Origin of the sequence: Hoeflea sp. AS60, assembly GCF_038900115.1 — a bacterium.
Classification (GTDB): domain Bacteria; phylum Pseudomonadota; class Alphaproteobacteria; order Rhizobiales; family Rhizobiaceae; genus Hoeflea.
Genome location: NZ_JBBMQP010000001.1, coordinates 504979 through 517798, shown reverse-complemented (window position 1 = coordinate 517798; position 12820 = coordinate 504979). Strand labels below are relative to the sequence as shown.

The 12820-nt window shown below is 57.9% G+C and carries 10 protein-coding genes; 7 read left to right on the top strand and 3 right to left on the bottom strand.

Going from position 1 to position 12820, the window contains the following annotated elements; all coding sequences use genetic code 11:
- Positions 1-23: 23 nt before the first annotated feature.
- Positions 24-455: a heme-binding protein gene (locus tag WNZ14_RS02405; protein ID WP_342867010.1), complete on the bottom strand. Its 432-nt coding sequence runs from the start codon at positions 453-455 to the stop codon at positions 24-26.
- 235 nt (positions 456-690) lie between these two features.
- Positions 691-1287, bottom strand: a complete 597-nt coding sequence (gene phaR, locus WNZ14_RS02400; RefSeq protein ID WP_342867009.1) for a polyhydroxyalkanoate synthesis repressor PhaR — start codon at positions 1285-1287, stop codon at positions 691-693.
- Between the two features lie 243 nt (positions 1288-1530).
- Between phaR and WNZ14_RS02395 the strand changes: the two genes are divergently transcribed.
- From WNZ14_RS02395 to WNZ14_RS02365, 7 genes are all read left to right on the top strand, one after another.
- The gene (locus WNZ14_RS02395; protein WP_342867008.1) at positions 1531-2706 is read left to right on the top strand and encodes an acetyl-CoA C-acetyltransferase; all 1176 of its coding nucleotides are present in this window, start codon (positions 1531-1533) and stop codon (positions 2704-2706) included.
- 38 nt (positions 2707-2744) lie between these two features.
- Entirely contained in the window at positions 2745-3470 is a 726-nt protein-coding gene (gene phbB, locus WNZ14_RS02390; protein ID WP_342867007.1) for an acetoacetyl-CoA reductase, read from the top strand.
- A 1175-nt stretch (positions 3471-4645) separates the two neighbouring features.
- A complete protein-coding gene (locus WNZ14_RS02385) occupies positions 4646-7825 on the top strand; it encodes a helicase-related protein (protein WP_342867006.1) in 3180 nt (1059 codons plus the stop codon).
- Between the two features lie 11 nt (positions 7826-7836).
- Positions 7837-8226: an RNA-binding S4 domain-containing protein gene (locus tag WNZ14_RS02380; protein WP_342867005.1), complete on the top strand. Its 390-nt coding sequence runs from the start codon at positions 7837-7839 to the stop codon at positions 8224-8226.
- Between the two features lie 273 nt (positions 8227-8499).
- Entirely contained in the window at positions 8500-8838 is a 339-nt protein-coding gene (gene fdxA / locus WNZ14_RS02375) for a ferredoxin FdxA (protein ID WP_342867004.1), read from the top strand.
- A gap of 417 nt (positions 8839-9255) precedes the next feature.
- A complete protein-coding gene (locus WNZ14_RS02370) occupies positions 9256-9828 on the top strand; it encodes a CarD family transcriptional regulator (RefSeq protein ID WP_342867003.1) in 573 nt (190 codons plus the stop codon).
- Positions 9829-10375: 547 nt separating this feature from the next.
- Entirely contained in the window at positions 10376-11239 is an 864-nt protein-coding gene (locus tag WNZ14_RS02365; protein ID WP_342867002.1) for an RNA polymerase factor sigma-32, read from the top strand.
- Between the two features lie 39 nt (positions 11240-11278).
- Here the strand turns inward: WNZ14_RS02365 and WNZ14_RS02360 are convergent, their stop codons facing one another.
- On the bottom strand, positions 11279-12760 hold the full coding sequence (locus WNZ14_RS02360) for a M48 family metalloprotease (protein WP_342868485.1): 1482 nt from the start codon (positions 12758-12760) through the stop codon (positions 11279-11281).
- Positions 12761-12820: the final 60 nt, after the last annotated feature.

Here is a 12820-nt window from a genome sequence, read left to right as displayed (position 1 = left end):
ATCGCATGTTTGACCGAGCTGCCTTAACCCGCGTCGGGCGTGAAGCCGGCAGCTTCGATGCCGGCAATGGCTGCAAGCTCGTCATTGTCGGACGTGTCGCCTGTAATCCCGACCGCGCCAATAATCCCGCCCTTGCGATCCTTGATCAGCACACCTCCGGGAACGGCAACGATCTTCCCGCCGGAAACGGCCGAAAGGCCCTCAAGAAAATGCGGCCTGGTTTCTGCCTGGGTGTTGAGCCAGCGCGAGCCGACGCCGACGGCCAGCGCGCCATAGGCCTTGCCGCTGGCAATCTCGAACCGCATCATCGACGCGCCATCCTGGCGCTGGAAGGCTTTGACATGCCCGCCGGCATCCAGCACCACCACAGCCAAAGGCTTTAGGCTGAGTTCCTTGCCCTTTGCGAGCGCTGTGTTGATGATTTTGAGTGCCTTGGCCAAGGGAAGGTCGGTCATGCTGAATGCCTTTCAGGTCAATGTCAGAAACAGTTCTGCTGCTTATAGGACCTGAATTGTGCCGGGCGCCACCGATTTGGCCGGACCGGACACAGGAAAGCTGTTTCGCCGGAACGGAAACAATGGTCGGGTGGCCTAGTGCCGGGCCTCACAAACGCGCAGGAAAGCAAGCCACGCCGCGATGAGGTGATTGAGTTCCGATGCAAGCACAGGGGCAAAACCCCTGCCTGCTTGATCAGCTGTCGATGGAGTTGATCTTGTCCTGCAACTGCTTGAGCTGGGACTTGAGGTCGTCGATATCCTTGGAAGTGTCCGACTTCTTCGCAGCCTCATCCGAAGGCTTGCCAGAGTGGGCAAGGGCGAAGGGCGAGAACATCTGCATCGCCTTCTGGAACATCTCGGTGTTGCGACGGACCTGCTCCTCAACGAGCTGGATCGGCAACTGGATGTTGCGTGCTACGGGATTATCGCCAAAGGACTTGGTGATCTGCTCGCGAACCTGTTCCTGCTGTTCGGTCAGCGCAGACATGGAGTGTTCGAGATAACTCGGAACCACCATTTGCAGCTGATCACCATAAATAGAGATCAATTGCCGAAGAAAGGAGACAGGTAGCAATGTGTTGCCGGTCTTGGATTCCTGCTCGAAAATGATCTGGGTCAGCACGGAGTGAGTGATGTCGTCGCCGCTCTTGGCATCGAGCACCACGAAGTCTTCGCCCTTCTTGACCATGACAGCCAGGTCATCAAGCGTCACATAGGTGCTCGTGCCCGTGTTGTAGAGACGGCGATTGGCATATTTCTTGATCGTGATGGTGCCGGTGTTCTTCGCCATGTTCAATCTCCTCAAAGGTCTCCCCAGACCCGAACCTCGCCAATATGCCAAGACTGTAGGCGAAAACGGTTGATAAAGACAATTCCTTTGTGCGATGCGGCGAAAGCAGCGGAAAATCATCCGTCTATGGTCATGATTAAACCGATTGCATGAAAAATTCGGCGTTCAGGCATTTGACAGAAACATCAAGCTCCGTCACGTTCTGGGCAATTCCTCACAATTACATGACAGGGAAAATCCATCATGAGTTCTATCGTTATCGCCAGCGCTGCCCGCACCCCGGTCGGGTCTTTCAATGGCGCTTTGTCCTCCGTCGCTGCCCATGATCTGGGCGCGGTCGCCATCAAGGCAGCGCTCGAGCGCGCCGGTGTTGCGCCCGGCGAAGTCGATGAAGTCATCCTCGGGCAGATTCTGTCCGCAGGCCAGGGCCAAAACCCGGCGCGGCAGGCGGCGATGGCTGCCGGTATCCCTCAGGAAGCAACGGCCTGGGGTCTCAATCAGCTCTGCGGCTCGGGCTTGCGCGCGGTCGCTCTTGGCATGCAGCAGATTGCATCTGGCGATGCCAACATCATCGTTGCCGGCGGCCAGGAATCCATGTCGCTGGCTCCGCACGCGATGCATCTGCGTAACGGCGTCAAGATGGGGCCTGCCGGCATGGTCGACACGATGATGCTCGATGCGCTGACCGACGCTTTCTACAATTACCTGATGGGCAACACCGCCGAGAACGTCGCCAAGCAGTGGCAGCTCTCGCGTGAGGAGCAGGACACCTTCGCGGTCAACTCGCAGAACAAGGCAGAGGCTGCGCAGAAGGCCGGCAAATTCAAGGACGAAATCGCCGCTGTGACGATCAAGGGCCGCAAGGGCGATACGGTCGTCGAGGAAGACGAGTACATCAAGCACGGCACCACCATTGAAGGTATTTCCAAGCTGCGCCCGGCCTTCGACAAGGAAGGCACAGTGACCGCGGCCAATGCTTCAGGCATCAATGACGGCGCTGCTGCAACCGTGCTGATGAGCGAAGCCGAAGCTTCCAAGCGCGGTATAACCCCGATGGCGCGGATTGTTTCATGGGCGACCGCCGGTGTTGATCCGCAGATCATGGGCACTGGCCCGATCCCGGCGTCGCGCAAGGCGCTGGCAAAGGCCGGCTGGACCGTAAACGATCTTGATCTGGTCGAAGCCAATGAAGCGTTTGCGGCACAGGCCTGCGCGGTGAACAAGGACATGGGCTGGGATCCGGCCATCGTCAACGTGAATGGCGGCGCGATTGCCATCGGCCACCCGGTCGGCGCATCGGGCGCGCGTATTCTCAACACGTTGTTGTTCGAGATGGCCCGCCGCGATGCCAAGAAGGGTCTTGCGACGCTTTGCATCGGCGGTGGCATGGGTGTGGCGCTCTGCGTCGAGCGCGGCTGAGCGCGGATATAGTAAAGTAACAGTCTGGGAGGATTGGCATGAGCAAGGTAGCAATCGTGACCGGAGGGTCACGCGGGATCGGGGCAGCGATTTCGATCGCGTTGAAGGCGGCCGGTTACACGGTCGCCGCCAACTATGCCGGCAATGACGAGGCGGCGGCGAAATTCACCGCAGAAACCGGCATCAAGACCTACAAATGGTCTGTCGCCGATTATGATGCCTGCGTTGCCGGTATTGCCCAGGTCGAGGCCGATCTCGGTCCGGTCGCGGTGCTGGTCAACAATGCCGGCATTACGCGGGACGGGATGTTCCACAAGATGACACCGCAGATGTGGGGCGAGGTGATCAACACCAACCTCACCGGACTGTTCAACATGACCAACCCGGTCTGGGGCGGGATGCGCGATCGCAAGTTCGGCCGCGTGATCAACATATCCTCGATCAACGGACAGAAGGGCCAGGCCGGTCAGGTCAATTACTCGGCGGCCAAGGCCGGCGACATCGGCTTTACCAAGGCTCTGGCTCAGGAAGGCGCGCGGGCCGGCATCACTGTCAATGCGATCTGCCCGGGCTATATCGGCACCGACATGGTGCGTGCCATCGACGAGAAGGTGCTCAACGAACGTATCATCCCGCAAATTCCGGTCGGTCGTCTCGGCGAGCCCGAGGAGATTGCGCGGGCGGTGGTGTTCCTTGCTGCCGACGACGCCGGCTTTATCACCGGTTCGACGATCTCCGCCAATGGCGGTCAGTACTTCAGCTGACACCCTGCAGCCTTTGCAGCAACAAAGCGGCTCCTTCGGGGGCCGTTTTTGTTGGGAAGTGCCGGGTAAACATGCCCCGGACTATCGCAAAGGTTAATTTTTGCTGCGTAAACAGCCGTCCTGCGGTGGTCTGCAGGCCGAAATTGGTGTCCGCGATTGCGCAAAACCCAAGATGTTGCGGTGAACAAAGAGCCAACCTGCATAGATCTCTGATTCGTCGCCGATTCGTTCCGGCGCTGTTCTGAAAGTTAACAGGGTCATTCAAATGCGCTGAATTGGTTTAACGAAGTATTTGGAATATTTAACAAATCACAAACGCGCATGGAGCGATTTAGATCCTGCTCACAGCGGTGACTGGAGCGTTCCCAAAGGTTAACGCCCGGCGCTATTTTCCTGAACTCGCGACTGGGTCGGTTCGGTATCTGGTAGCCAGTGCAATCAGGAAATCCAGATGTTGCGGTGAACAAAGAGCCAACCAGGCGAGATCTCTGATTCGTCGCCGATTCGTTCCGGCGCTGTTCTGAAAGTTAATGAGGTCATTCAAATAGGCCATTTCCAATTAACGAAGTCTTTGGAATCATTGCCAAATCATTAACGCCAAGATGGTTGGGTCAAGAAAAATGCGTCTCCGGAAGGTGCCAAAAGTTAACAGGAACGGATGAACCGGTCATCCCGGCCTGAGGGCGGTTCCGCATATGGTGCGGCACTCTGGCCGCGTGCCCACATGCTGTGGTGAACGAACAGCCAACCTTGCCAGGTCTGTGATTCGTAGCCGATTCGTTCCGCGGCTGTTCTGAAGGTTAATGAAACGGTTCAAATGCGTGATATGTGATTAACGAAGTGTTTGGAATTGTTAATAGAATGTAAATTCGCGTCGGGGCACAACGCGTGACGACGAAGGATGTAACCGAGCAAGATGCAAAGGTTAACGGTGCCGCGTCGTTGAGTAGCAAACGCATCTCGGGCGATTCATCATATGGTGGCGTTGAACCCGCGGTGGAGTAGATGTTGGGGTGAACAAAAACGGAATCAGATCGAGTCATCGATTCGTCGCTGATTCGTTCTGCCACTGTTCCAATGGTTAAAATGCGAGGTTTCGGATCTTTGAGATTCCCGCTGTTTCGGCTGCCCCGATGTGTTAGGTAACAGCCGTCTTTCGCTTGATACGGACTATAATGCCCGCTTTCCGCAGCCATCCCCCAAAGCCCTTGATCCTGTCCGGACGCGGCGTCACCGCCGTGCTTGGCCCGACCAATACCGGCAAGACGCATTTCGCTATCGAACGGATGGCGGCGCATTCGTCAGGTGTGATCGGCCTGCCGCTAAGGCTGCTGGCGCGTGAGGTCTATGGCCGGATGGTCGAAAAGGTCGGCGTTCAGCATGTGTCTCTGGTTACCGGCGAGGAAAAGATCACACCTCCCGGTGCCCGCTATTCGGTCTGCACTGTCGAGGCGATGCCGCAGGAAACAAACGCTGCCTTCGTCGCCATCGACGAGGTGCAGATCGCCGGCGATCTCGAGCGTGGCCACGTGTTCACCGACCGCATCCTGTCGCTGCGAGGCCGGGAAGAAACCCTGCTGCTGGGATCATCCACGGTGCGCGGAATTCTGGAGCAGTTGCTGCCGGGAATTACCGTTGTTGAGCGGCCGCGTCTGTCTGAGTTGCATTACGCCGGATCGAAAAAGATCACCCGATTGCCTCGGCGCACTGCCATCGTGGCGTTTTCGGCGGAGGAAGTTTATGCGATTGCCGAACTGGTGCGGCGCCAACGCGGCGGCGCTGCGGTGGTGCTTGGCGCACTTAGCCCGCGCACCCGCAACGCCCAGGTCGAGCTCTACCAGAACGGAGACGTTGACTATCTGGTGGCAACCGATGCGATTGGAATGGGGCTCAATCTTGATGTTGACCATGTGGCCTTTGCCCAGGACCGGAAGTTTGATGGCTATTCCTACCGTCAGCTGACGGCATCCGAGTTCGGCCAGATTGCCGGTCGCGCCGGCCGGCATCTACGCGACGGCACCTTCGGGGTCACCGGTCAGGTTGACCCCTTGCCCGACGATCTGGTGCAGCGGCTGGAAAGCCATGTTTTCGAGCCGGTTAAGATCCTTCAATGGCGTTCAAAGCAGCTCGATTTTTCCACTCTGGCGACGCTGCGGGAGAGTCTCGAACAGATACCTGCGGTGCAGGGGCTGACCCGCGCCTTGCCTGCCGTCGACCAGCGTGCGCTTGAGCATCTGGTCAATGATATGGAAGTGCGGGATCTGGCGAGTACTCCGCAGAATGTGGCCACGTTGTGGGACGTCTGCTCACTGCCAGATTACCGGCGGATTGCACCTGCACAACATTCGGACTTGATTGCGACGATCTACCGGGATCTGATTCGCACCGGTTCGGTGAACGAGGATTTTCTGGCAGAACAGGTGCGCAGAACCGATTCTACAGACGGAGAAATCGACACATTGTCGGCCCGGATTTCACAGATCCGGACATGGACTTATGTTTCCAACAGACCTGAATGGCTTGCCGATCCGACACACTGGCAGGAAAAGACGCGCGAAATTGAGGACCGTTTGTCCGATGCGTTGCATGAAAGGTTGACGAAACGCTTTGTTGACCGCAGGACATCTGTGCTCATGAGGCGCCTGAGAGAGAACGCGATGCTCGAAGCTGAAATCAGTGTAAACGGTGATGTCTTTGTTGAAGGTCACCATATTGGACAACTAGCCGGATTCCGTTTCATGGCGGATGCGTCAGCCGATGGGCCGGATGCCAAGGCCGTGCTCGGTGCTGCGCAGAAAGCGCTGGCGCTGGAGTTTGAAGCGCGGGCGGCGCGCCTGCACGCTTCGGGCAATTCCGACTTTGCCATCGGTGCTGATGGAACGGTCCGCTGGCTTGGAGATCCCGTGGCAAAGCTTGCCACCGGGGATCACATTCTCAAGCCGCGCACCATCCTGCTCGCCGACGACCAGCTGACCGGCACTGCCCGGGATTTTGTCGTCGCCCGCATCGACCGCTTCGTCAATCACCATATCGCCACCGTGCTCAAGCCGCTCGACGATCTGACCCGCGCCGAGGACCTTGATGGTCTGGCGCGCGGGCTTGCTTTCAGGCTGGCTGAAAACCTTGGTGTTCTGTTCCGCCGCGATGTCGCTGAGATGATCAAGGATCTTGACCAGTCGGCGCGCGCCAGCCTGCGCAAGTACGGCATCCGGTTCGGCGCCTATCACATTTTCATGCCGGCGCTGCTAAAGCCCGCACCGGCCGAGCTGGTGACGCTGCTGTGGGCGCTTGCCAATGACGGGTTTTCCAAGTCCGGTTACGGTGATGTCACGCCGATGCTGGCTGCGGGACGCACATCTGTTGCTACCGATCCCGAGATTGACCGCGAGTTCTACCGGCTTGCCGGTTTCCGGTTCCTCGGCAAACGCGCAGTGCGCATCGATATTCTCGAACGGCTAGCCGATCTGATCAGGCCGGCGCTGCAATGGAAACCGGGCACCCAGGCCGCGCGTCCGGAAGCTGCCTATGATGGCCGCCGGTTCATCACCACGACCGGAATGCTCTCCATTCTCGGCGCCACGCAGGATGACATCGAAGAAATCCTCAAGGGCCTTGGCTACCGTGCCGATGCGGTTCCAGCCGAAGAGGCACAGAGCCATATCGCAGGTCTCGACGCGACACAGGCGGAAACTGGCGGCACGGCAGGCACCGGGCCTGTCGTGGAGGTCGTTGTTTCCCGCACCGCTGCTGATCGTCCGCACAAGCCGGTTTCGCCGGCTCCTGAAGAGCCTGCTTCGGCACCCACAGAAAATGCCGCTTCTACTGAAGAGCCGGTGAAAAGCGAAGAGGCGGGCACTCAGCCGGCCGAAGTGTCAGCTGACGTATCGGCGGAACAGGGCGAAACAGCGGTTTCAGACCAGAGCCCTGCAAGTGATGCGCCAAAGGCGGAGGCTGCGGAAGAAGCTGAAGCGCCACGTCCAGTGCTCTTGTGGCGCCCGGGTGGCCGCCAGGATGCGCAACGCGGGCCCCGCAATGCTCCCGGCGAGGCGCGTGGCCGCCGTGACGGTGGAAATCGCAATCCCCGCACAGGCGACAGGCCGGAAGGCGAAGCAGCTGCTGATGGTGAAGGCCGGCCCAACAGAGGCCATCGTGGAAAGCCAGGCGGCAAAGCCGGCCCCGGTAGGGGCGGTCATGGCAAGGGTGGCGAGGGCAAGGGCGGCCAAGGCAAGGGCGGCACGGGCGGCGACGCCAATCGTGGAAGCCGCAACGACCGGCCGGTGCGCAAGGAGAAGCCTATCGATCCGGATTCACCTTTCGCAGCGCTCGCAGCCTTGCGTGACCAGCTGAAAAAATAGGTCTTTATCCGGTGGAGCAGCCTGCAAAACAGCGCATCGACAAATGGCTGTTTTTCGCACGGGTGATCAAATCCCGAACTCTGGCCGGCAAATTTGTGTCGGCTGGGAATGTCAGGGTCAACCGTGAAAAAGTGGATCAGGCGAGCGTTCTGATCAAGCCGGACGATGTGCTGACAATCACCATGGAGCGGCGCATTCTGGTGCTGAAGATACTGGGTTGCGGCAACCGCCGCGGCCCGGCGCCGGAAGCGCAACTGCTCTATGAGGATATTACGCCCAAGTCGACAGAGGCGAGCAAGACCGAAACGGTTGCGGCTGAGCGCGAGCCTGGCTCGGGCCGGCCAACCAAGCGGGATCGGCGAAAAATTGATCAGTTTCGCAATCCCGATAGCGACGGTTGAATGTTTCTTGATTTCAGCTGATCCGGGGAAGCCTGTTCGCCGTTTCTTCATATCGTTGCGAGGTTTGCCCTTTGGTCAGCGGCTGCGGCGCTTTGACAAAATCTCAAGTCTTGCAATACACCCTCAAAGCCGGTACCTCAGCGCCGTTGTTCGCTGCAGCTCGGCCACCTTGCCATAGGTGCCATGGAAGCTGTAACGCTCTGAAATGATGCATGTCCTGTTTGCCCTGCAGTACACCGGACAATGGCATGCAAAGAGCCTCAGGAGAGACGTATGACCTATGTGGTGACTGACAATTGCATTCGCTGCAAATACATGGATTGCGTTGAAGTCTGCCCGGTGGATTGTTTCTACGAGGGCGAGAACATGCTGGTCATCCATCCTGACGAATGCATCGATTGCGGTGTGTGCGAGCCCGAATGCCCTGCCGAAGCTATCAAGCCGGACACAGAGCCGGGGCTTGAGAAATGGCTTGAGGTCAACACCGAATATGCCGACAAATGGCCCAACATCACCATCAAGCGTGAAGCGCCCGATGACGCTAAGGAATTTGATGGCAAGGAAGGCAAGTTCGAGCAATATTTCTCGGCTGAGCCAGGCGAAGGCGATTGATAGCCCGGTTTCGGGGGCTGATATTGCTGCAATGCGGCCGTTTGCTCTATGCGCCGCCGCATGCTTAAGCAAATCGTAACATGTTTTGGCGTGATCCGTTTAGCGGCTCACGCAAATCATTGATTTACGACAATTTTTGTGATACATATCATATTACTGACATCTTCAAGGCGCCGTCAGGGCGAAACAAGAAGCAAAAACGGAAGCAAACGTCCCTTACAGCGGTGGCCCTTTCCTTGCAGCGCAAAGCTGTCGGATTGCCATAATCCGCGCGGTGATCGCCTGCGGCTCTTTGCCTTGTCTTGCTTTTGAAAGCGTTGTCAGTGCGATGGGCCTGCCGGCCGTCGCAGGACCGGTCCGGGCAAGCCATGCCCGGCTCCCAGCGTCCGTTTCCGTAACAGGGAGTTTTGAAAACGCATGACAACCCAGCAGAAAAAAATACCTTCACAGAGACAGGGTTTCAAGACCGGTGAATCGATCGTCTATCCAGCCCATGGTGTCGGACAGATTGTTGCAATCGAAGAGCAGGAAGTTGCAGGACACAAACTCGAACTGTTTGTGATTGATTTCGAAAAAGACAAGATGCGCCTCAAGGTGCCGGTCGCCAAGGCGTCGACAATCGGCATGCGCAAACTGTCGGAAACAGATTTTGTCGAGCGCGCATTGAAAGTTGTTCAAGGGCGTGCCCGGGTAAAGCGGACCATGTGGTCTCGCCGCGCGCAGGAATATGATGCGAAGATCAACTCCGGCGATCTGATTTCGATCGCGGAAGTGGTTCGCGACCTCTATCGCGCCGAAAACCAGCCCGAGCAGTCGTATTCAGAGCGTCAGCTTTATGAAGCTGCACTCGACCGTATGGCTCGTGAACTTGGTGCAGTCAACAAGATGTCGGACACCGAAGCGGTTCGCCTGATTGAGGTCAACCTCAACAAGGGACCGAAGCGCGGCAAGGCCAATGATGAAGAGGGTGCACAGGAAGAGGCAGCCTAAGCCGCTCATTTGTCACCTTTGGAAATTGAAGCCCGGGCCGCACTGCGAGCCCGGGTTTTTTCATTCTGGCGGGATATATGACGGCGATGAATTCCGTTGGCGAAGGACACTCCTGCATGTCGCGTTCAAATGGATTGTCATTCGAGCGATAACGAACCTTCACTAAATCAATGCGTTACAGATTCTTTGCGGGGGCCAATCCGTTATGTGATTGAGGTGTCTGCAAACACAAAATGTGCGCTGACATACTTTGGGTATGTTTTACGCCAGACGCCATGAGCGGATTGAAACGGGGCCGCCAGTTTGGAGCGGGAGCATGGTGGACTTCGCCACGCGACAACATACCCTTGGTATGGCGACGTCGCAGCCTTGAATGGCTTTATCAGAATTGCTCGGAACCATTTGCGGCAACACGCCTTTATCTTGCGGGTTGTTGCTTCCCATCGTTCGGCGGTGTCCGATCACGTCTATGTCATCTGGCGTGATGATCCGTTGAGCAAGAGCCCACGTAGACTTGAGTAATCAGTCGAAAAGACCGGAGGGTGTCATGAAAGCGATTTCCGCAAACAGACAGATGGTGCGTGCTGCAATGGCAGCGCCGTATCTTGAACGTGAACAAGAACACGATCTGGCGGTGCGCTGGAAAGACCAGAAGGATCAGGATGCTCTGCACCAGATCACCATGGCGCACATGCGACTTGTCATCTCCATGGCGGCCAAGTTCCGCAACTTCGGTCTGCCCATGAATGACCTGATCCAGGAAGGCCATGTCGGCCTGCTGGAAGCAGCAGCCCGTTTCGATCCTGAACGGGAAGTCCGCTTTTCGACCTACGCCACATGGTGGATCCGGGCTTCGATCCAGGATTACGTGTTGCGGAACTGGTCGATCGTTCGCGGAGGCACGAGTTCTGCCCAGAAGGCACTGTTTTTCAATTTGCGACGGCTGAGAGCGCGGCTTGCTCAGGATGACCCTACCCTTCCGGAAAGCGCCATTCACTCCCAGATTGCCAATACGCTTGGCGTTCATGCCAAGGATGTCGAGGTGATGAACGCGCGACTGTCTGGGTCGGATTCGTCACTGAATGCGCCGATGTCGAATGGTGAAGATGGCGCATCCTCGGACCGGATGGACTTTCTCAGAAGCGATGAGCCGCTACCCGATGAACAGGTGTCGACCATGATCGACGAGGAACGTCGGAATATCTGGCTTGGTGACGCGCTCAATACACTCAATCCGCGCGAACTCCGGATAATCCGCCAGCGGCGGCTGAGCGAAGATGGAGCGACACTGGAAGCGCTTGGTTCGGAGCTCGGTATTTCCAAGGAGCGGGTGCGTCAGATCGAAAACCGCGCGCTTGAAAAACTGCGGGCCGTGCTGACCACCGAGACACCCGAAATCGCAAGCCTCTGATCTTCTCGAGAGAGACTCAATGGGCGAACCATTCATGCTTTAACGGTCGGAGACGATCTTGACCTTCTGACCAGGTGACAAAGTAGACCCAGATGAAATGGCGTTGAGCAGTTGGAACAGTTCAACCTTGCGCTCAACACCCTTCATCATTGATGCCAGAGAGGCGACCGTATCGCCGGGTGCGACGGTGACGATGCGGATTCGCAGCGGCTGGATATCCCTGATTTCGGTGTTGGACATCTTTCGAAATCCACCCCGAACCACTGAAGCGGTCGCGTCCAATTGGTCACTTCCGCGCGGGGCTGCGGTCAAGAACCGGTAGATGCGATCCTTGAACCTGATCACCGTGATATCGAAATCCCAGCGATCAGCGCTGGCGCGCGCTGTTGCGGCCGGCAGTCCATCTATACGGGTCTCCCGGATGGAGCTCGGATCGAGCCCCGTCACCCAGCCGCTCGCTATATAATCCTTCAGCGACTGCCGGCTGTCGTCGGTCACGCCGTCAAAGCGGATCGCCAGATCGCCAGGTCCGGTCGCGAGCACCGCGTCTGCATTGTTATCGATGCGGAAACCGGCAGGAACTCTGAACTTCACTCCCAGAACCGGGTGCAGAAACTCTGTGCCGCGCACATAGCCTTCGTTCGGACTGTCACCAAACAGCAGCCCGTCGATCCCTTCGAGATAATACTCGCGGCCGCGATCTCCAACGCCTTCCTGTCCGAATGCCCGCGCGTGGTTCTTGGCGAGCTGCACACGTTGCGGCGCGTTCGGATGGCTGGCCAGAAAGTCGAGGCTTGAATCGGCGTCTGGATCAACGGAGCTGAAATGCTGGTTGGCATTCATGGATTCAAGAAACCGCGGGGCTGCATAGGGGTCGTAGCCGGCCTCGCCGAGCATTCTGACCCCGATCACATCGGCTTGCAGTTCCTGATTGCGGGAGAAGGCGGCAAGGGACAGTTTACCTCGGGCAACAGCCCGGCGTCCGGCGATGGAATTGGCGAACAATTCCTCCGCCACCTGTCCGGCAAGTTCGACTTCCTGTTCGCGCCGCTGGCGTTCAAGGCCGTGATTGGCGGTGACGTGTGCCATTTCATGCGAAAGCACAGCCGCCACTTCCGAGGCGTCATTGGCGAGCGCCAGCAGCCCGCGCGTGACGTAGAGATAGCCGCCGGGCAGGGCAAAGGCGTTGACCGCGGGCGAATTGAGAACGGTGATGCGATAGGCCTGGCTCGGGTTTTCCGACACCAGCGTCAAAGCGCCAACGATGCGTGCCACCAGCCGTTCGGTCTTTTCGTCGCGGAATTCGCCGCCATAGCTTGCGATGATGCGCGGATGCTCGTTCGCCCCAATACGGGTTCGGGGGTCAGACGCGCCGGCTTTTTCTGCCGTTTGGGGCGTAGCTGATGGTTCAACGGTCGGCTGATAGACGTCAAACCCAAGCGTCTGGCAGCCAGTCAGCAGAGACACGCCCCCTACCAACGCAAGAGCGATGCGGAGCTTGTTGCCGATTGGCGGTTTCATCTTTGAGCGGGGCGCAGCGATCTTGGCCATGGTCCGGATTGTGGTTCTGTCATCTTGATG

Coding starts and splice junctions, on each gene's coding strand:
- WNZ14_RS02405 (WP_342867010.1), bottom strand. CDS start 455: ATGACCGACCTTCCCTTGGCCAAGGCACTCAAAATCATCAACACAGCG.
- phaR (WP_342867009.1), bottom strand. CDS start 1,287: ATGGCGAAGAACACCGGCACCATCACGATCAAGAAATATGCCAATCGC.
- WNZ14_RS02395 (WP_342867008.1), top strand. CDS start 1,531: ATGAGTTCTATCGTTATCGCCAGCGCTGCCCGCACCCCGGTCGGGTCT.
- phbB (WP_342867007.1), top strand. CDS start 2,745: ATGAGCAAGGTAGCAATCGTGACCGGAGGGTCACGCGGGATCGGGGCA.
- WNZ14_RS02385 (WP_342867006.1), top strand. CDS start 4,646: ATGCCCGCTTTCCGCAGCCATCCCCCAAAGCCCTTGATCCTGTCCGGA.
- fdxA (WP_342867004.1), top strand. CDS start 8,500: ATGACCTATGTGGTGACTGACAATTGCATTCGCTGCAAATACATGGAT.
- WNZ14_RS02370 (WP_342867003.1), top strand. CDS start 9,256: ATGACAACCCAGCAGAAAAAAATACCTTCACAGAGACAGGGTTTCAAG.
- WNZ14_RS02365 (WP_342867002.1), top strand. CDS start 10,376: ATGAAAGCGATTTCCGCAAACAGACAGATGGTGCGTGCTGCAATGGCA.
- WNZ14_RS02360 (WP_342868485.1), bottom strand. CDS start 12,760: ATGAAACCGCCAATCGGCAACAAGCTCCGCATCGCTCTTGCGTTGGTA.